Here is a 19465-nt window from a genome sequence, read left to right on the forward strand (position 1 = left end):
GCCTCGGGGCCGCGGCGGCCACGCCGGTCATCCGTGCAGAAGTGCGGTGACTGCGCGGGTGGGGAGGAGCTGGAGTGTCAGGGGATCGCGTGCTCGTGGATCGTCGAGGTGAACGACTGCCCGTTGAGCTCGAGGTACACATGGCCCTCGGTCACCGAGAGGGTCGCGGTGTTGCGGCGTTCGATCGCCGGCGTGACCGAATCGATGAAGCCCGAATCGAAGCTGCGCACGGGAATCTCGGCCGATCGGTGGATGCGCTTGCCCGACCACGTCGCGATGACCTTCGCGGGATCGCGGTGCGTATATACGACGGTGCGGTCGGCGAGCTTGCTGCCGTGATGCAGTCGCGCCGCGTCGGGCGAGCCGACCTCGATCCATGCCGTCACGCGGTTCGTGAGGTCTCGCACGAGCACCGCCGGCTCGTCCGTCGCCGAGACGCCCTCGCTGAAGGAGATGCCCTCTTCATGCTCGAGGCAGAAGGCGAGCACGCGCGTCATCATGAAGGCGTCGGTCTCGGACGGATGCCGCGCGACACGGAGCATGAGGTCCTCGTAGACTCCGCGGTCGACGTCGGCGAGCTGCACATCGAACGTGTGGATCGTCGCACCGAGGGCCATGAATCCGAGCCTACGCGCTCAGACCGTCACCAGATCGCGCAGCGACTCGAGCATCTTGTCACCGATCCCGGCCACCGCGAGCAGGTCGTCGACACTCGTGAACCGCCCGTGCTGCTCGCGCCACTCGATGATGCGCTGCGCAATGGCCGGCCCGACGCGCGGCAGCGTCTCGAGCGTCGTCGCGTCGGCCACGTTGAGATTGACACGGCCGTCGGTCACCGGTGCGATGTCGGCAGATGCCGGTTCATCCCCTTCTTTCGGGACGACCACCTGTTCGCCGTCGCTGAGTGGACGCGCGAGATTGACGGCGTCGCGCGCCGCTCCGTCGACGAACCCACCCGCTGCCGCGATGGCGTCGACGACCCGGGCGCCGGGGTGCAGCACGTAGAGCCCGGGTGCGACGACGGCCCCCGAAACGTGCGCGTAGAGGTCGGGGGCCCGCTCCCGGGGTGCATCCGTCACCTCATCGAACGCGACGGACTCGACCGGCGCGACGGCACCGCGCACGATGCCGATCCCGACGGTCACGGCGAGCGTCGCGATGACGAGGACGACGGCGGCGCCCACGCCGAGCCGGCGGCGTGTCGCGGGCGGATCCTCGGCCGTGGTCACGCCGCCACGCTAGGGCGGGCGAGGCCGCTCGTGACGACGGGCATTCCGATCCGTGTGCTGCCGCGGGCCGTACCCGCCTGGGGAGGAGCCGGTCAGCGCGTGCTGAAGCTCACGACCTTCGGTGCGCGCACGATCGCGCGCACGATCTCGCGATCGCCGAGCGAGCGCAGCACCCGCTCGTCTCCCCGGGCGAGCGCCTCGAGGTCGTCGCCGGAGATACGCGCGGGCACGTCGAGCGTCGCGCGCACCTTGCCGTCGATCTGCACGATGGCGGTGACGGACTCCTCGACGAGCAGCGCCGGGTCGGCCTGACGCCACGGCACGACGCCGACGAACGAATCGTTGCCGAGCATCTCCCACATCTCTTCGGCCGTGTGCGGCGCGAACAGGTCGAGGATCATGGCCGTCGCCTCGGCGGCCTCCCGCACAGCGGGGTCGGCGGCGCCGGCGCCCGAATCGATCGTCTTGCGCGTCGCGTTGACGAGCTCCATGAGCCGCGCGACGACGACGTTGAACTTCGTCTGCTCGATGAGCCCCGGCGCATCCGACAGCAGCCGGTGGGTGACGCGGCGAAGCGCCGCGTCGCCGTCGGCCCACACGGCATCCGGTGCGCTCGTGACGTCGTGCGCGACGCGCCACGCGCGCGCCAGGAACTTCGCCGCTCCCGTCGTCGAGACGTCGTCCCAGTCCTTGTCGTCTTCGACGGGTCCCGCGAAGGCGAGTGCGACGCGCAAGGCATCGGCGCCGTGCGCCTCGAGCTCGTCCGAGAACAGCACGAGGTTGCCCTTGCTCTTGGACATCTTCGCGCCGCCCAGGATCACCATGCCCTGGTTGATGAGCGACGAGAACGGCTCGGTGAAGTCGACATAGCCGAAGTCGAAGAGCACCTTCGTGATGAACCGGGCGTACAGCAGGTGCAGGATCGCGTGCTCGACGCCGCCGATGTAGAAGTCCACCGGTGCCCAGCGGTCCGCCTGGTCGCGCGAGAACGCCTGATCGGGGTCGCCGGGGTTGAGGAAGCGCAGGAAGTACCACGAGCTGTCGACGAACGTGTCCATCGTGTCCGGGTCGCGCAGCGCCGGCTCGCCCGTCACGGGGTCGACGGTCTGCATCCACTCGGTCGCGCCGCCGAGGGGGGACGTGCCTTTCGGGGACAGATCCAGGCCGTGCGCGTCGGGCAGGACGAGCGGCAGCTGGTCGGCGGGAACCGGCTCGATGCGACCGTCGGCCGTGTGGACCATCGGGATCGGGGTGCCCCAGAACCGCTGACGCGAGATGAGCCAGTCACGAAGACGGTAGGACTTCGTGGCGCGGCCGAGACCCTTCGCCTCGAGTTCTTCCGTGACGCGCGCGATGGCGTTGCGCTTGGACATGCCGTCGAGCGAGCCGGAGTTGATGAGGCGGCCCTCACCCGTCAGGGCGACCCCGGTCTGCGCCGGATCCTCGAGGGATGCCGCATCCGTGCCGGGATCGATCGGGACACCCTCGTCATCGAGTTCGATGACCGGGATCGACCCCGTGACGGGGGCCGTCGTGTCGACGACGACGCGCACCGGCAGGTCGAAGGCGCGGGCGAAATCGAGATCGCGCTGGTCGTGCGCGGGCACGGCCATGACCGCGCCGTGACCGTAATCGGCCAGGACGTAGTCCGCGGCCCAGATCGGCAGTCGCTCGCCGTTGATGGGGTTGATCGCGTGGCGCCCGAGGAAGACGCCGGTCTTGGGGCGGTCCGTGCTCTGCCGCTCGATGTCGGTCTGCTTCTGCACCGTGGCGAGGTAGTCCTGGAAGCGCGACCGCACGTCGGCATCGGCGTCGGCGACGAGCTCGGCGGCCAGGTCGCTGTCGGGGGCGACGACGAAGAAGGTCGCGCCGTGCAGCGTGTCGGGGCGCGTCGTGAAGACCGTGACGCGCTCGTCGCGCCCCTCGATCTCGAACTCGATGTCGGTGCCCACCGAGCGGCCGATCCAGTTGCGCTGCATCTGCAGCACCTTGTGCGGCCAGAATCCTTCGAGCTGGTTCAGGTCATCGAGCAGGCGGTCGGCGTAGTCGGTGATCTTGAAGTACCACTGCGTCAGCTTCTTCTTGACCACCTCGGCGCCGCAGCGCTCGCACCGGCCGTCGACGACCTGCTCGTTCGCGAGCACGGTCTGGTCGTTGGGGCACCAGTTGACGGGGCTCTGCTTGCGGTACGCGAGGCCCTTCTCGTGCAGCAGCTGGAACAGCCACTGGTTCCAGCGGTAGTAGTCGGGATCGCTCGTGTGCAGCACGCGATTCCAGTCGAACGACACCCCGTAGGCGTGGAACCCGGCCCGCTGCTGCGCGATGTTGGCGTACGTCCACTCACGCGGGTCGGCGCCGCGCTTGATGGCGGCGTTCTCGGCGGGCAGACCGAACGAGTCCCACCCGATGGGGTTGAGCACGTTGTAGCCGCGGTGACGCCACGAGCGGGCGACGATGTCGGAGTAGAGATAGTTCTCGGCGTGCCCCATGTGCAGATCGCCCGACGGGTAGGGGAACATCGCGAGCACGTACTTGCGCGGCCGGGTGTCCTCTTCACCGCCCGCGCGGAACGGATCCTGCTCTTCCCACCGTGCCTGCCACTTGCGCTGGACGGCGTGCGGGTCGTAGGCGCCGCTGTCGGCCGTGGTGTCGGGGGGCAGGGTCTGACTCACGGAGAAACACCAATCATGGGATGCCGGGCGAAGCGCAGGAGCGCCACCCTCCAGATTAGCCGACCCCTGCTTCACCAGCCGTGCGGCAGATGCGCCCCGAGGGCGGCAAGCGGACCGCGGGCTTTGATGCCCACCTCGGCGACCTCGTCGGCGGCATCCGACCGCCACGTGATGCCCCCGCCGGCCCCGACGTACGCTCCGCCGGGATGCACGACGACCGACCGGATGACCATCGCGAGGTCGAGGGCCCCGTCGTCGCCGACCCAGCCGAAGGCGCCCGAGAAGACCCCGCGCGGCGCGCCCTCGAGCCCGTGCAGGATCGTCATGGCCGACAGCTTCGGCGCACCGGTCATGCTGCCGGCGGGAAAGGTCGCCGCGAGCAGCTCTCCCACGGTCGAGTCCTCGCGCAGTCGCCCCGACACGGCGCTGACGAGCTGGTGCACGGCGGGGTACGACTCCACCTCGAGGAGACCGTCCACGCCCACCGAACCCGGTTCGCAGACGCGAGACAGGTCGTTTCGCATGAGGTCGACGATCATGACGTTCTCGGCTCGCTCCTTCTCGCTTTCACGAAGCTCGCGTGCGAGAGCCGCGTCGGTGGCGGCGTCGAGGCCGCGGGGGCGCGTGCCCTTGATGGGCCGCGTACGCACGCGGCCCCCGCTCACCTCGAGGAAGCGTTCAGGGCTCGCGCTCGCGAGAGCGTGCCCACCGGTGAGCACGAGGCCGCCGTGGTGTGCGGGCGTCGCGTCGCGCAGTCGCCGGAACACCATGCCGGGATCGACGGATGCTGCGACATCGAACCGCGTCGTGAGGCAGAGCTGGTAGGCGTCCCCCGCCCGGATCGCATCACGGCAGCGCTGGATCAGGCGCGCGTACTCACGCGGGCTGTGACGGACGCGTGCCGGCCCCAGGTCGGGCGCCGCGGCAGGGGACGGGGCGGGCGCGGCGCCGAGGAGACCCGCGACGAGCGCGTCACGCTCCCCCGCGTGCGAGAACACCCACGCGCGGCGCGCGGTGTGATCGAACGCGACGAAGCGACGCACGCGCAGCCACGCCTCGGGCGGAGTCGTGCCGTCATCGGCCGAGACGGGCGCGCCGGCCCGGCCCGCGGCATCCTCGTAGCCGAGCCAGCCGACCCAGCCCCCCTGGAACGGACCGCCCACCGGCGGTTCGGCCGGCCCGCCGCACCGGACCGCACGCACGCGCTCCACGTCCGTCTCACGGTCGCCGACGCCGACCCAGCTCCATCCCGAATCCGCGGTGGGACCGGCGTCGAGCCAGAACACGTCGGTATGGCGCCGCGCGAAGTACGCGAACGCCGTCGACGGGTCCATCCAGCGCGGCAGGGCGACCGGCGGGAGAGACTGCGTCATGTTCCCAGGCTAGGACGATGCGTGCGCTTTAGGCTCGTGGGGTGAACGAGATCCTGACGTGGCTGCTGGACACTGTTCAGAGCGTGGATCCCGTCGTGCGTGCCGTCATCGCCGGCATCGCGATCATGCTCGAGACGAGCGTGCTGGTGGGCCTCGTGGTCCCCGGGGACACCATCGTGATCGTCGCCGGCACCGCGGTGGGTGGTTTCGCCGAGGGCGCCGTCCTCGTCGTCGTCGTCGTGATCGGAGCGCTCATCGGCGAGAGCATCGGGTTCTGGCTCGGGCGGCTGCTGGGACCGAAGATCCGCGACTCGCGCGTGGGCCGGTGGATCGGCCGGGACAACTGGGATCGTTCCGAGCGCTATCTACAGCGCCGCGGCGGTCCGGCGATCTTCCTTTCGCGATTCCTCCCCGTCCTGCACTCGCTCGTGCCGCTCACCGTCGGCATGAGCGAGTACTCGTATCGCCGCTTCCTCGCCTGGACGACCCCCGCCTGCATCATCTGGTCGACCGCCTACATCTCGGTTTCGGCCGCCGCCGCCGGAGGCTACCGGGCTCTCGCGGACCAGCTGCACTTCGCCGCATACATCTTCGTCGGCATCATCGTGCTCTTCCTGCTCGCCGTCGTGCTCGTCAAGAGGATCATCGTGCGCTCCGAACGACGCCACCTGACGCCGTCGGTCGACAGCGACGCCGACGCCGAGCCGTCCAGGATCGACACGGACGACGTGAAAGACTGAGGGGATGCCCGAGAACTCCGAGGCCCCGGCGCCCACGAAGGTGCTGTGGCTGGCCCGACTCGAGCACCGTCTGCACACGTGGCGCGAACGCCGTGTGCGCGCACGCGGCCTCACGCCGACCGTCACGCCGTTCCCCGGGTACGGCGGCGTCGGCTGGATCCGCGTACTCGGTCGGGTCCTCATCGTCCCCCCCGTCAAGCCGCGCAACCCCGGCGAGTACGCCGGTGTGCGGGGTTGGCGCAGCTTCGCCGCCGTGCCCGTGGGCTACGCGCAGGTGAGCGTCACGATCGCCGGTGTGACCCACGAGGTCGTCGCCGATCGCGGCGGAGTCATCGACACCCGGCTGCCCGCGACGCTCGAGCCGGGATGGCAGACCTTCACGATGTCGGTCGAGGGCAGCGAGCCCATCGAGACGCGCGTGTTCATCGTGGGACCCGACGTGCGCTTCGGCGTCGTCTCCGACGTCGACGACACCGTCATGGTGACGGCGCTGCCGCGCCCCCTGGTGGCGGCGTGGAACTCGTTCGTCGTCAACGAGCACGCCCGCCAGCCGGTTCCCGGCATGGCGGTGCTGCTGGAGCGGGTCGTGCGCGATCACCCCGGCGCGCCGGTCGTGTACCTGTCGACGGGGGCATGGAACATCGCACCGACCCTGATCCGGTTCCTGCGGCGCCATGTCTTCCCGCCCGGGGCGATGCTGCTCACCGACTGGGGCCCCACGCACGACCGGTGGTTCCGCAGCGGCAGGGCGCACAAAGAGACGAACCTGCGCCGGCTCGCGCAGGAGTTCCCCCAGGTGCGGTGGCTCCTCATCGGCGATGACGGCCAGCACGACGATGACCTGTATACGACGTTCACGAGCGAGCACCCCGGCAACGTCGTCGCTGTCGCCATCCGGCGGCTCACCCCCGCGGAAGCGGTTCTCGCGGGCGGTCGCACCGCCGTCAACGACCACTCCGCGGCCGGGATCCCCTGGGTCGCAGACAACGACGGCGCGGGACTGCTCGAGAGACTCGAAGAAGTCGGCGTCATCGACGTCTGCCCCCCGACGTAGGCTGGCGCCATGTGCGGACGATTCGTCGTGGCCAGTGCCGGTTCGGAGCTCGTGGGCGTCCTGCGCGTCGACGTCGCGGGCGATGACCTGCCGCCGCCGTCCTACAACATCGCTCCGACGAGCACGGTCGGGATCGTGCTGGACTCCAGCAAGACCGACCCGCCGACGCGCCGGCTCGAGCCCGCCCGCTGGGGACTCGTGCCGGGGTGGGCGAAGGATCCGAAGATCGGCTCCCGCGCGTTCAACGCACGTGCCGAAGAGCTCGAAGACAAACCCATGTTCCGCACGGCGCTGCAGCGACGACGAGCCGTCGTGCCGGCATCCGGCTATTTCGAGTGGAAGAGCGCCGACGGCGCGAAGGTCCCGCACTACATCCACCCCGCCGACGGTTCGCCGCTCTTCTTCGCGGGTCTGTACGAGTGGTGGAAGGACCCCGCGAAGGCCGACGACGACCCGAGCCGGTGGCTCCTGAGCTTCACGATCCTGACGCGCGACTCGATCGGGCGGCTCGGGTCGATCCACGACCGCATGCCGCTGTTCGTCGACGCCGACCACGCCGACGCCTGGCTCGACACCGACACCGACAACGTCCGCGATGTGCTCGACGCCGCGATCGACGCCGCACCGGCCGTCGCAGAGACGCTCGACGACCACGTCGTGTCGACCGCTGTGGGCAACGTGCGCAACGACTCCCCCGCGCTCATCGAGCCGGTCGACGAGGCATCCTGAGCCGCGGCGCCTATCCTCGAACGGTGTCCACGCTCGCCGCATCCCGCACCGTCCTCGACGTCGACGCGTGGCGTGCGGCCCAGACGCGGCACGAAGAGCGCGCCGACGCGCTGACGGCGGCGCACCGGCAGCGCGCGCGCCGCGGTGAGCGGCATCCCGTCGAGGACTTCCTCTTCACGTACTACTCGTACAAGCCGGCCGTGCTGCGGCGGTGGCACCCCGGAGCGGGGATCGAGCTGGCGGATGCCGCGGCTGAGCCGCGCGCGACGTGGCGCTGGTACGCCGCGGGCGGCGACCCGGGATCGCTGACGGTCGATTCGGCCGCGTTCCGCGCCGACCGGGGGTCGCTCCTGGCCGGCATCGCCGCGATTCTCGGCGCGACCGCGGCTCGCCCCGCGGGCTTCGGCTGCTTCGGATTGCACGAGTGGGCGATGGTCTACCGCCAGGGCGAGCACCGCCACCCCGAACCTCTGCGGCTCGGGCAGGCCGAGACCGACGCCGTCGTCGAGGCGGCCGAGCTGCGGTGCACGCACGCCGACGCGTTCCGCTTCTTCACGCCCGCGGCGGTACCGCTCAACCGCGAGCAGCCGACGCGCGCGACGCAGGCGGCCCTCGAGCAGCCCGGCTGCCTGCACGCCGGCATGGACCTCTACAAGTGGGCCGTGAAGCTGGGGCCGCTCGTGCCCGGTGATCTGCTGCTCGACGCGTTCGAGCTCGCCCGCGACATCCGCACGCTCGACATGCGGGCTTCACCGTACGACCTCGCGGCGTGGGGGTATTCGCCCGTTCCGATCGAAACGGCGGAGGGCAAGGCGACCTACGTGCGTGCGCAGCGTGCGTTCGCCGCGCGCGGGCAGGCACTGCGCGCCCGCCTGCTCGACGTCGTCGAGCCCGGCTGATCACTCGGCCGGTGCGCACTCCGTGCACGGCAGCAGGCCCCGCCCGTCTGCCGCGAGCTGCAACCGCAGCTCGAGCACGCGGGCGGCAGCGTCGTCCAGCCGCGAGGCGGGCAGCGCCCCCGACTCCACCGCCGTCACAATGCCGTCGATGATGAGGGTCGCCGAATCGGCCGTCGAGAACATGACGGCGAGCACCATGTCGTTCCCGGCGGCGAGAGCAGCCACCGCGTTCGCGACGGGATCGGCGTAGGCGGGGTCTCCCGAGGCCTGCAGCATGCCGAGGTCGTCGGTGACGATGACGCCGTCGAACCCGAGATCCTCGCGGGCGATGCGATGCCACTCGGGCGACAGGGTCGCCGGTGCAGCGTCGACGGCCGTGTAGGCGAGGTGGCCGAACATGAGCAGCTCGGCGCCCGTGTCGATTCCCGCGGCGAACGGCTCCCCCGCCGTCGCGCGCCACAGGTCGGCGGGCATGTCGGTCGAGGGGATGCCGGCGTGCGAATCGCCGGGCGCCGCCCCGTGCCCCGGGAAGTGCTTGAGCGTGGAGAGCACGGTGCCGTGCTCGCCCTCGACCGCCGCGGCGACGCGCTCCGCGCCCGCGGCAGACGTCGTGCCGAGCGCCCGTCGGTGGATGAACATCCCCGGGTCGCTCGTGACATCGGCGACGATCCCGAAGTTGACCGCGATGCCCGCACGCTGCACGAGTGCGGCGCGGCCCGCGAAGGCGTCCCGCGCCTCGTCGACGGGACGGTCCTTAAGCACGATGGCCGAGGCGAAGTCATCCCACGGCAGGCGTGTGACGTCTCCGCCCTCCTGATCGATCGCGAGCAGGGGCGGCAGCGCCGGATCGACGGTCATCGCCGCCGTCAGACTCTGCAGCTCGGCCTCGGTGGCCGGAATGTTCGAGCCCATCAGGATGAAGCCGCCGACGCCCGTCGACGCGACGTACGCGCTCACCGCCGCGGCATCCGTCGTCGGGATATGTCCCATCACGACCGTCGCAGCCCGCTCACGCAGCGACAGCGAATCCCGCAGGGCAGCCGCACGCGCCGCGTCGTCTTCGGGCGTCGCCGCGCGTACGACGACCAGCGGCTTCTCAGCGCCCGTGTCTGCCACCGCCGGAGCAGACGGCGCCACGAGTGCACCGAGGCACAGCAGCGCGGCCAGGAGCGGGCGATGGCGAGTCATCCGGCCAGCATAAGCGCGCCGGCTCATCCGCCCAGACGGCCTCTATCTCTCGACCAGCGTGAGACGCAGCAGCCGATCGTCGCCGGCGTCGGGCTGACCGCGGCCGTCGGTGTTGTTCGTGAGCACCCACAGGGTGCCGTCGGGCGCGGCGACGACGTCGCGCAGGCGGCCCTGGCCGGTCAGTGCGACGCCCGTCTCGCCCGTCGTCGCATCGTGGAAGAGCAGCCGCGCGCCGCGCAGTCCCGCGATGAACACCGTCTCGCCGACGACGGCGATGCCACTCGGACTCGCGTCGGCGGTGGCCCAGACGGCGACCGGGGCGATGAACTCCGCGTCGGTGCTGTCGCCCTCGACGAGTGGCCACCCGTAATTGCCTCCGGGTTCGATGCGGTTGAGTTCGTCCCAGGTGTTCTGACCGAACTCGCTCGCCCACATCGTGCCGTCCGGGGCCCACGCGATGCCCTGCACGTTGCGGTGCCCGGAAGACCAGACGACCGAGTCGAACGGATTGCCGGGCGCGGCCCGTCCGTCCGGCGTCACCCGCAGGATCTTGCCGCCGAGATAGTCCGGGTCCTGGGCGCCGTCGCCGTACTGCGCGTCACCCGTCGTGACGTAGAGGTAACCGTCCGGGCCGAAGGCCAGGCGTCCCCCGTTGTGCGTCGTCGCGCGCGGGATGCCGCTGAGGATCACCTCGCCCGCGCCGAGCTCGAGTGCTCCTTCGGGGCCGAGCAGTGGCATCCGGATCACGCGGTTGTCGGCGTCGGTGCCGTGGTAGGCGTACAGCCACGTCGCGTCGTCGGCCTCGAGCAGGGCGAGCCCGTGGAGGCCGGATTCGACGTCGGCGACGACCCCCGGCACCTGTCCCGCCTCGCGCAGATCGCCCGTCGGCGTGAGCTCGAGGATCGTGCCCGAATCGCGTTCCGAGATGAGAGCGCCGCCCCCGGGGAGCGGCGCGACGGACCAGGGCGCCGAAAGGCCCTCCGTGAGCGTTTCGGGTTCATCGGCAACGCGCCAGGCCCCGGCCGGCGCCATCGTTGCCTCCGGAGTCGGCGTGTCCGCAGGGGCGGATGTCGGACGCGGCGAGGGGCTGTCGGCGGTGCACCCGGATGCGGCCAGAGCCAGCGCGATCACCGCGACGAGCACGGCGGATCGGCGGTGAGGCATATGTCCAGGCTCATGCAGACGCGCCGCCGACGCAAGGTCCGGAAACACGAACGGGTGGTGCGGGCGGACTCGCCGCCGCGCACCACCCGTCCGATGGCTCAGATGAGCGTCAGCGTCAGAACGCCCGAGTACGTGCCGACCCGGGTCGAGCCCGGCACGCCGAGCACGAGGTCAGCACCGCACGTGAACGAACCCGCGCTGTGTCCTGCGGCGGAGGCGCAGAGCGTCGCCGAGTCGCCGATGCCGGTTCCCGGAGCAGCCGGTGCACCCGGGGTGACGACCGAGTTCTGCGAGCCGTCGGTGGGCAGGTCGCTGTCCGCCGCACGCGCGTTCGGGGTCCATCCGAGGTTCTCACCCAGGATGCTGCCGGTTCCGCTCGTGAAGTCGGACATCTGCGCCGTCAGGTCCCAGCCCGCGGCGGTGCCGCGCGCATCGAGGACGTCGACGGGGTGCAGCGCGCCGGTCGTGGTCTGGTCGATACCCGTGAGGGCTACCGACTCGAGCACGACGGGCTCGTCACTGGTGACGGTGAGCGAGAGCGTGCCCTGCTCGACCTCGGTCGTGATGACCTGGTGGTCGGTGCCGGGTCCGCTGGCGCCGAGGCGGGCGAGCAGCTCCTGCGCACCGCCGACGACCGGCAGCGTGAGCGACGAACCCGAGGGGTCGACGGTCAGCTTCGTGCCGGGCGCGGGGCGCACGGTGAACTCGTTGTCCGACGACGTCACGACGACGCCGATCTTCGATCCGGCCGGGAACACGTAGTCGTGCGGCTCGAACGCGAAGGTGAACTGGTTGAACTCACCGGGCACGATCGCGTCGGTGCGCGCAGCGGACTCGCGGTTCTGCACGTCCATCCAACCGCGCGTGATGATCTTCGGTGCACCGTTCGCCGGGTACTCCACGAGAGCGGCGGAGAGGTTCGCCTTCTCGCGGTCCACCGCCATGTCGAGCGACACGCGGGGCGTGCCCGAGAAACGGACCGAGTCCGTCAGAGCGTTCGTCTGGTAGACGAGGCGGTTCGGCGACTCAGCGGCTGCAGCCAGCGCCTGCGTGCGCAGCGATGCGTCGTCGATGATCGTCTCGGTGACGGCGTCGCGCTCCGTGCCGAAGGCCAGCGTTCCCACACCGTTCGCGACATCGGCCGCGTGGAAGTTCAGCGTCACGTCGGCCGCGGCCACGTCGGGCCAGTTGGCGTACGGCGTGTTGACGCGATCCTCGCGCTGCACCGTCGCCTTCGGCATGCTCTCGACGCCGTTCTCGTGCTTGAACAGATAGCGGGTGAACCAGCGGTTCACGATGTCCGCGGGCAGGGTGCTGGTGTGACCACCCTGGTGCAGGTAGATCTGGTGCGGCGTGCTGGTCTTCTTGAGCGCCGTGTACAGGTCGGACGCGTTCGTCATCATGACGTTGCGGTCGTTCAGACCGTGCGTCACGAGCGTCGCCGCCTTGATCTTGTCGACGTCGTTCAGGTAGTTCCGCTCGTCCCAGAACTCGTTGTAGTCACCCGTGACGCGGTCCTGTTCGGCGCGGATCTGGTCGATGACGGGCTGGCAGGTGGCCTGGTCGGGACGCGTGTGCACGTAGTCGGCGAGCACGTCGGCGTCTTCACCCTGGTAGCCGCCGGGAGCGCGCACGGCGCCGTCCGAGCGGTAGTACTCGTACCAGTTCGAGATCGCCGCGATCGGGACGATCGCGTCGAGGCCTTCGACACCGGTCGTGGCGACGGCGGTCGGGAGCGTTCCGTTGTACGAGGTGCCCATCATGCCGACGCTGCCGGTGGTCCAGTCAGCGGTGACCTGCTGCGAGCGGTCCATGCTCGTGTAGCCCTTCGCCCGGCCGTTCAGCCAGTCGACGACGGCCTTGCCGGCGAGCGTCTCGTTGACACCGCCCGTCGTGGGGCAGCCTTCCGAGAAGCCGGAGCCCATGCCCTCGGCGTGCACGACGGCGAAGCCGCGCGGAACCCAGGTCGCCTCGTGGCTCGAGGAGATCTTCGGGCTGGTGCGGGGTTCCCGCGGCGCGGGGAAGCCCGGCTTCGAGGTCGGAGGAGCGCCGAGCTCGTGGTCGACGGACCAGTTCTCGACGGCGCCGCCGCCGGCGTAGTACGGGCTGATCTCGAAGACGACGGGAACCTTGAGGCCATTGGCGGTCTCGGGAACGCGCGTCACGTCGATGTGGATGAGGTCGAGCTTGCCGTCTCCGTCGGAGTCGATCTCGCTCTCGACCCACGCTTCTTCGCGGATCCAGGCGTTGCGGTCGGTCGTGAAGACCGCCTGTGCCATCCCGTCGACGAACGTGGGCGTCGTCGCGGTGTCGGCGTTCGCGGGGTTGGCCGCCAACACCAGGCTGCAGGCGACCGCGGGAACCGCGATCCCTACGGCCAGAGCGCGACGTCGCGCCGTGGCCTTGGTGGAATGTTGCATGTTACTGCTTCTCCTTTTCATCGGGTGAGAGGCGGGTGTGCTCGCGTCAGCTGGAGCGAGCAGGTTCATCGGACTCGGGGAGGTCGCGCTCGAGCGCGACCTCCGTCGGACCGGCGGCGGTGCCGCTCGGCTCGGTCACGGATTCGCGCGCAGCGGATGCCGCCGTGGCTTCGGCTGCGGCCGCTTCTGCCGCAGCGAGGCGCTGGCGCAGACGACGGCCGCGCAGCCAGACGAGCACGATGATCGCGATGACGATCACGAGCGCGACGATGAGCAGCCACGGCACGGCCCAGGCCATCCCGGTCGCCGAATGCTCGCCATCGACGTCGGCTGCCGCGCCGGACATCATGGGCTCGAGGGTGACCGTCGCGAAGAGCAGGAGTGCGGGCGGCACATCCTCCAGCTCGGCGCTGAGGGTCACGGTCGCGCCCGGCAGAATCTCGGGCACCTCGATCTCGTGGACCGCATCGAGCGACAGCCCGAAGGGGCCGGTGATCTCGATCGTGGCAGGGCCCCCCACGCGCATGTTGCCGTCGTTGGTCACGTCGAACGAGACCGTCGCCGGGCCCGACGCGAAGATGGGCGACGCCGAGTAGGCGATCGAGACGTTCGACACGTCCACCGCCGGAAGCTGATCGCCCGGGACGTTGACGTAGACGCGTGCGCCGACGCGGCGATCGACCGCGACCTGCTGCTCGCCGTCGCCGCCGCCGGCGAGTTCGACGACCGACGCGACGATCCCGCCCGCGTGATCTCCGGGCGATGCCGTGGGTGACACCGTCAGGCGGAAGGGCACGTCGATGCGCGTCCCCGGCTCGACGGTGAAGACGCCGTCGCCGTTGAACCCGACCCAGGTGCCGACATCGGTCGAGGGGGTGTCCGCGGGCGGCAGCGTGAAGGCGCCGTCGGCCGTCATGGCGGCATCCATCGCGTAGACCCGCAGGTTGAGGGGTGTCGTCCCCAGGTTCGAGACGCCGATGTAGTCGGTCACCGTCTCGCCGGGAGAGAGCGTGTAGACGAAGGCGTCGCGTCCGTCCGGCCCCTCGGCGGACGAGGGCTGGACCGCCCAAGTCGTGACGTCGTCCGCCGCGGTGGCGGCCGGCGCTGACACGGCCGCAAGGCCCAGGCCGAGCACGAGCGTACTGACGATCGCCCCGAGCCGGGCGGCGACGTTTCTCACGTGGGTACTCCTGCATCCGCTGGCGCGCGCGACAACGGCGCCCAGTCTTCGGTAATGGTAGGTGGTGACGGTCTCGACCTCATCATGCGGCCGTCCGAAGATGACCCTACTCCGCGCGACAAATGTCGCCCCAGACCGCGAGACCGCATCGGGGCGCCGAAACCGTGGGTAGACCCCGCAGTCTCGGCCCGCCGTTGCAGTCTCGCGGGAGATGGGTCAGAGCGGCGAGGACTCCAGCCGCAGAAGCAGCAGCGACGCGTGCAGGTTGAGCCGCTGCGCGCCGTCCTGCAGGTCGGTGCGCAGCACCTTCTCGATGCGGGCGAGCCGGTGGTAGAGCGAGCTGCGATGCAGGTTCAGTCTCGCGGCGGCCTCTTGGACCTGGCCGCCCGTCGTGAGGTAGCAGTCCAGGGTCTCCAGCAACACGGCGCCGTCGCGCTGCGTGCGCAGTTCGTCGAGTCGGGGCTGCAGTCCCTCGGCGCGCAGACCGTTCTGTGCGCTCGTGTGCAGCACCCGGTAGATCCCGAGCTTCGGCCACGCGAGCACCCGCTCCTGCAACCCGAACGCCGCTCCGAGCTCGATGGCGTGCCGCGCTTCGCGGTAGCTCGCGCGCGCGTGCACGAGCGTCTCGACGGGCGTGCCCGTGCCGACGACGACCTGACCCGCTCCGGGAACATCCGGCAGGCGCGATTCGGCGATCGTGAGGAATCTCTCGGCGGCTTCCTGGACGGCGTCGTCGTCGGCCCCGGCCCCTCCGGTCAGGATGACGATCCCCTGCTGCCCGATCGATCCGTGCAGCCCAGCGCCGCCGACCGCGCGAAGCGCGCCGAGCGCGGAGGCCCGCAGTTCTCTGCGCAGCGCCTCGGAGGGTTCCGCCTTGCGCTCGGTTCCCTGCAGCGCCAGCACGAGGACGCGCACGCTCCCCTGATTCCAGGTGTGCCCACGGCCGACGATCTCGCGGGCCGTGCGGGTGCGCATCTTCGTCGAGCCGGTGAGCAGCCGCATCGAGCGGTCCGCCCGCTCTGCAGAGCCGTCCTGCATCGCCGTCTCCGCCTGCCGCCACGCGCGACCGATGCGAGTCGCGAATTCGGATGCCACGGACACCTGGTCCGCCGTCAGCTGGTCGGGCGCCTCGATGAACCACAAGTGCCCGAGACGTTCGCCGTCGGAGCGCACCGGCACGAGCAGTCTCGGCAGCATCTCCAGGTCACCGTTCGCGGGCACGTGCACGGCGCGATCGGTCTTGAAGGCCCCTACGCGACGCAGCCAATCGCTGACGTCGGAGCCTGCTTGCTGTCGCAGGATCGTCGCTTCGCGCACCGGGTCGATCCGGTCATCCTGCGGGCTGAAGGCGATCATGCGCTGGCGCGTGTCTTCGAGCACCGCCGGACGCCTGAGCACGTGCGCGACTTGGTTGACGAGGTCGGGAACGATCATGTGGACTCCGCTCGGGTCGGGCAGGGAGTGCCGTTGCTGGTGAGGTCGCATCCACGCGACCACATGAGCACATTCTCATGTCCTGGCGGGAAAGTGCAACTGCCGTCAGCGAGCGACGATGGTCACCGTCGCCAGACGCTGCAGAACCTCGTGGCTGATCGAGCCGAGCAGGAAGCGGCGCAGGGCGCCTCTGCCGCGGGAACCGACGACGGCGATCTGCGCATCGGCGGCCAGGTCGTTGATGACGTCGGAGGGGAAACCCTGTGCCACGCGCGCGTCGATCTCGAGTCCCGGGTACTGCCCGCGCAGACCCGCGAGGGCGAGCGCGAGCCGCTCGCGCGCGAGCTGCTCCATGCTCGCGCGGTACTCCTCGGGCAGCACCATGAGGGCGTTGCGCGGCGACGCGAGGGGCGTCCAAGCGCAGACGGCGATGAGCGGCTCGCCCAGCCGGTCGGCCTCTGCAGCCGCGAATGCGACGGCTGACTCGGAGACGGGCGACCCGTCGATGCCGACCACGACGCCGCGCCGCTCTGCGGGATCGATGTCGGGCACGACCGCGACGGGGCACGCGGATCCCGCGACGACACGGATTCCGTGCACGCCGCGTGCGGGTCCGTCACCCGGACCGCGGTAGTCGCTGCCGATCACGAGCAGATCGGCCCCTGCCGTCGCCTCGACGAGGGTCGCAACGGGATCGCCGACCTCGATGCGGGTCGAGACATCGACACCGGATGCCGCCACCCGCGCCTTTTCAGCCTCGAGCAGTTCGCGGGTCGCGGCAGTGGCCGCGTCGAGCACAGCGCCCTCGCCCACTGCGCCGACCGCACCGCCGACGACGCCGAGGAGCTCGACACGCTGCTGACGCGCTGCCGCCCGGGCGACCGCCCAATCGACGGCTCGTCGAGCGGCCGGAGCCCCCGTGACACCCACCACGATCGTGCTGCTCATGTCGTCTCCTTCGCGTGCGCTTCAGTCCTCACTGTAGTGGCGCGATACTGCCGTAAACGACGAAGGCACCCCGTTCGGGGTGCCTTCATTTCGGTGGACCTGAGGGGACTCGAACCCCTGACCCCCTGCATGCCATGCAGGTGCGCTACCAGCTGCGCCACAGGCCCTGACACTGCCTCGATCGCTCCAGGCAACTCGACAATGCTACTACACGGCGGAGGTGTCTTCTGACCGCGTCACTCGCCCGTTTGGGGCTTCGGCAGCGCGACGGGAACGACCGGGCAGTCCTTCCACAGACGTTCCAGACCGTAGAACACGCGCTCCTGCTCGTGGAAGACGTGCACCACGAGATCACCGAAGTCCAGCAGCACCCAGCGGGACTCCTGGCGGCCCTCGCGGCGCAGCCGCTTGTGACCGGCCTCGAGCAGCTTGTCCTCGATCTCGTCGGCGATCGCAGCGACGTTCCGCTCGTTGCGTCCGGTCACGAGGAGGAAGACATCGACGAGCGGGAGCGGCTGCGACACATCGATCGCGACGAGGTCCTCGCCTCCCTTCGCATCGGCCGCAGCAGCGGCGACCGCGAGCATCTCGTGCGACTGCGCACCCGCGGCCATCACAGGAGCCCCGTCAGGACGGCGACGATGAGGAGCCCGGCGACGGCGGCGAAGAGCACGCCCGCCGTGATCGCGAGCCACATCATGAGGCGGCTGCCCTTCTCGGGTACGGGCGGCCGGATGACTTCGCCGGCAGGCTTGATGGTGCTGACGGCCGCGCTCGCGGCGATCGGCGTCGGCGACGAGTGCGCCGGCAATTCGCCGTCGAGAAGGACGGCGTCGAGCTCTTTGCCGTCGGTCGTGCCGCGCGCATGCCCCGTCGAGCCGAGGCCCTCGGGGAGTGTGAAGGTGCCCGTGACGAGCACGTCACCCGTCGCGGTGACGGGCGCGACCATGGGCAGCTCCCCCGTCGTCTGCGACAGGATCAGGGCGTTGGGTGTGCCCACGGCGCCGGTCGCTCCGCGCGCGAGAAGCTGATCGAACGACGGGGGAAGATCGAGCTGCACGGGTTCGCCGGCGATCACACCCGCGCCGAGTGCAGGATTGACGATGCGCTCGGCGGTCGTGTCCTCACGCGAGCTGGCTTCGGCCTGCGCGCCCTCGACATCGGCTTCGGGCTCGGCTTCGACGTCGGTCTCGGCGACGTCAGCGGGTGCGACTTCGTCGATCTGGTCGTCGATCTCCACCGAGTCGTCGGTGAGATCGCCGCTGTCGTCCACCTCGGACGCGACGAGGTCGGATGCGACGTCGTCAGCGGTGCCATCGCCGGGCTCGGCCTCGACGACATCCTCCGATTCGGCCTCGACGACGTCCTCCGATTCGGCCTCGACGACCACCTCTGACTCGGCCTCGACGACGTCGTCCGGCTCGTGCTCGTCGGCGGGCGCGAACATGCTGCGCAGCGCGTCGACGTCGTCATCTGCGCGCTCGTCGCTCTGCGGCACGGTCGAGATGGGTGCAACGGCAGCGATGGATGCCGCGTGGGCGGCCGCGAGCTCGGGCGTGATGACGGGCACCGAAGCCGTGCGGATCCGCTCCTGCTGGCGCGCCTGGCGCCGGGTCAGCGGTACGGCGTCGAGGTCGACCGACGAATCGTCGACGGGCGGCGCGGGCACCGCGACCGGCTCCGCGGGCCGCGGAAGCGGTGCGGGTGCGACCGGAATCGATTCGGCGGGCTCCGCTGGTGCAGCATCCGTCGTCACGATGGGCGTCGCCCCCGTGTTGCGCATTTCGCGCAGCTGCTTGCGGGTCAGCGGAGGGGTGTTCGGCTGCTCGGGTGTGCTCATGCCTCGCTCCGGTACAGGTGGTGCTTTGCAATGTATTGAACGACCCCGTCGGGAACGAGGTACCACACGGGATTCCCGCTCCGCACGCGTTCCCGGCAGTCCGTCGACGAGATCGAGAGGGCCGGGATCTCGAGCTGACTGACGCCGTCGGTCGGGAGTCCGTCGGTGGTCAGGACGTGGCCGGGGCGGGAGACCGCGACGAAGTGGGCGAGATCCCACAGTTCATCATGGTCCCTCCAACTGAGAATCTGCGCTATGGCGTCGGCGCCGGTGATGAAGAAGAGCTCGGCTCCGGGACGCTCGGCCTGCAGCTCCCGCAGCGTGTCGATCGTGTAGGTCGGTCCGTCGCGGTCGATGTCGACGCGGCTCACGGTGAAGCGCGGATTCGACGCCGTCGCGATGACGGTCATCAGATAGCGGTCCTCGCCGTGCGTGACGCCTTCCTTCTGCCACGGGTGTCCCGTGGGAACGAAGACGACCTCATCAAGATCGAATGACTGCGCGACCTCGCTCGCGGCGACGAGGTGTCCGTGGTGGATGGGATCGAACGTCCCGCCCATGACCCCGATCCGCGGGGGGCGCGCAACCGTCATGC

Annotated in this window: 17 protein-coding genes and 1 tRNA gene; 4 read left to right on the plus strand and 14 right to left on the minus strand. The window is 70.3% G+C overall.

Annotation, left to right across the window (positions count from 1 at the left end; all coding sequences use genetic code 11):
* Positions 1-77: 77 nt before the first annotated feature.
* The 4 genes from ACWICD_RS13170 to pabB all read right to left on the minus strand — a co-directional run bounded on the left by ACWICD_RS13170 (position 78) and on the right by pabB (position 5274).
* Positions 78-617 (minus strand): YaeQ family protein, encoded by a 540-nt coding sequence (locus tag ACWICD_RS13170; RefSeq protein WP_376128913.1) that lies wholly within the window; start codon positions 615-617, stop codon positions 78-80.
* 18 nt (positions 618-635) lie between these two features.
* Positions 636-1229 carry a helix-hairpin-helix domain-containing protein gene (locus ACWICD_RS13175; RefSeq protein WP_376128915.1) on the minus strand — a complete coding sequence of 198 codons (594 nt, stop codon included), beginning with the start codon at positions 1227-1229 and terminating at the stop codon, positions 636-638.
* A gap of 92 nt (positions 1230-1321) precedes the next feature.
* Positions 1322-3901: a leucine--tRNA ligase gene (gene leuS / locus ACWICD_RS13180; RefSeq protein ID WP_454140426.1), complete on the minus strand. Its 2580-nt coding sequence runs from the start codon at positions 3899-3901 to the stop codon at positions 1322-1324.
* 71 nt (positions 3902-3972) lie between these two features.
* A complete protein-coding gene (pabB, locus tag ACWICD_RS13185; RefSeq protein WP_454140427.1) occupies positions 3973-5274 on the minus strand; it encodes an aminodeoxychorismate synthase component I in 1302 nt (433 codons plus the stop codon).
* A 41-nt stretch (positions 5275-5315) separates the two neighbouring features.
* On the opposite strand from pabB, the gene ACWICD_RS13190 reads away from it, so the two are divergent.
* Genes ACWICD_RS13190 through ACWICD_RS13205 form a run of 4 tightly spaced genes read left to right on the plus strand, consistent with a single transcriptional unit; the run spans position 5316 to position 8696 of the window.
* Positions 5316-6014 carry a DedA family protein gene (locus ACWICD_RS13190; protein ID WP_454140428.1) on the plus strand — a complete coding sequence of 233 codons (699 nt, stop codon included), beginning with the start codon at positions 5316-5318 and terminating at the stop codon, positions 6012-6014.
* Between the two features lie 4 nt (positions 6015-6018).
* Positions 6019-7068, plus strand: a complete 1050-nt coding sequence (locus ACWICD_RS13195; RefSeq protein WP_376128923.1) for an App1 family protein — start codon at positions 6019-6021, stop codon at positions 7066-7068.
* 9 nt (positions 7069-7077) lie between these two features.
* Positions 7078-7797, plus strand: coding sequence for an SOS response-associated peptidase (locus tag ACWICD_RS13200; RefSeq protein WP_376128924.1), 720 nt, complete (start codon positions 7078-7080; stop codon positions 7795-7797).
* Positions 7798-7820: 23 nt separating this feature from the next.
* Positions 7821-8696 carry a 3-methyladenine DNA glycosylase gene (locus ACWICD_RS13205; RefSeq protein WP_376128926.1) on the plus strand — a complete coding sequence of 292 codons (876 nt, stop codon included), beginning with the start codon at positions 7821-7823 and terminating at the stop codon, positions 8694-8696.
* On the opposite strand, the gene ACWICD_RS13210 is transcribed toward ACWICD_RS13205, so the two are convergent.
* The 10 genes from ACWICD_RS13210 to nadD all read right to left on the minus strand — a co-directional run bounded on the left by ACWICD_RS13210 (position 8697) and on the right by nadD (position 19463).
* Positions 8697-9884, minus strand: a complete 1188-nt coding sequence (locus ACWICD_RS13210; protein WP_454140429.1) for a glycoside hydrolase family 3 N-terminal domain-containing protein — start codon at positions 9882-9884, stop codon at positions 8697-8699. It abuts the gene before it with no gap.
* Between the two features lie 42 nt (positions 9885-9926).
* Positions 9927-11048: a PQQ-dependent sugar dehydrogenase gene (locus tag ACWICD_RS13215; protein WP_376128930.1), complete on the minus strand. Its 1122-nt coding sequence runs from the start codon at positions 11046-11048 to the stop codon at positions 9927-9929.
* Positions 11049-11146: 98 nt separating this feature from the next.
* Positions 11147-13468, minus strand: a complete 2322-nt coding sequence (locus tag ACWICD_RS13220) for a Xaa-Pro dipeptidyl-peptidase (RefSeq protein ID WP_454140430.1) — start codon at positions 13466-13468, stop codon at positions 11147-11149.
* A 46-nt stretch (positions 13469-13514) separates the two neighbouring features.
* Positions 13515-14648, minus strand: a complete 1134-nt coding sequence (locus ACWICD_RS13225) for a hypothetical protein (RefSeq protein WP_454140431.1) — start codon at positions 14646-14648, stop codon at positions 13515-13517.
* A gap of 216 nt (positions 14649-14864) precedes the next feature.
* Positions 14865-16082: a PucR family transcriptional regulator gene (locus ACWICD_RS13230; RefSeq protein ID WP_376128936.1), complete on the minus strand. Its 1218-nt coding sequence runs from the start codon at positions 16080-16082 to the stop codon at positions 14865-14867.
* A 105-nt stretch (positions 16083-16187) separates the two neighbouring features.
* Positions 16188-17030, minus strand: coding sequence for a universal stress protein (locus tag ACWICD_RS13235; RefSeq protein ID WP_454140432.1), 843 nt, complete (start codon positions 17028-17030; stop codon positions 16188-16190).
* 94 nt (positions 17031-17124) lie between these two features.
* Positions 17125-17197: transfer RNA gene (locus tag ACWICD_RS13240), tRNA-Ala, on the minus strand.
* A gap of 69 nt (positions 17198-17266) precedes the next feature.
* Positions 17267-17644: a ribosome silencing factor gene (gene rsfS, locus ACWICD_RS13245; RefSeq protein WP_376128953.1), complete on the minus strand. Its 378-nt coding sequence runs from the start codon at positions 17642-17644 to the stop codon at positions 17267-17269.
* The gene (locus ACWICD_RS13250; RefSeq protein ID WP_454140433.1) at positions 17644-18870 is read right to left on the minus strand and encodes a hypothetical protein; all 1227 of its coding nucleotides are present in this window, start codon (positions 18868-18870) and stop codon (positions 17644-17646) included. Before ACWICD_RS13250 ends, rsfS begins: the two co-directional genes overlap by 1 nt.
* Positions 18867-19463, minus strand: a complete 597-nt coding sequence (nadD, locus tag ACWICD_RS13255; RefSeq protein WP_376128956.1) for a nicotinate-nucleotide adenylyltransferase — start codon at positions 19461-19463, stop codon at positions 18867-18869. Before nadD ends, ACWICD_RS13250 begins: the two co-directional genes overlap by 4 nt.
* Positions 19464-19465 lie beyond the last annotated feature (2 nt).

It is taken from the genome of Microbacterium sp. NPDC055357 (genome assembly GCF_053644835.1).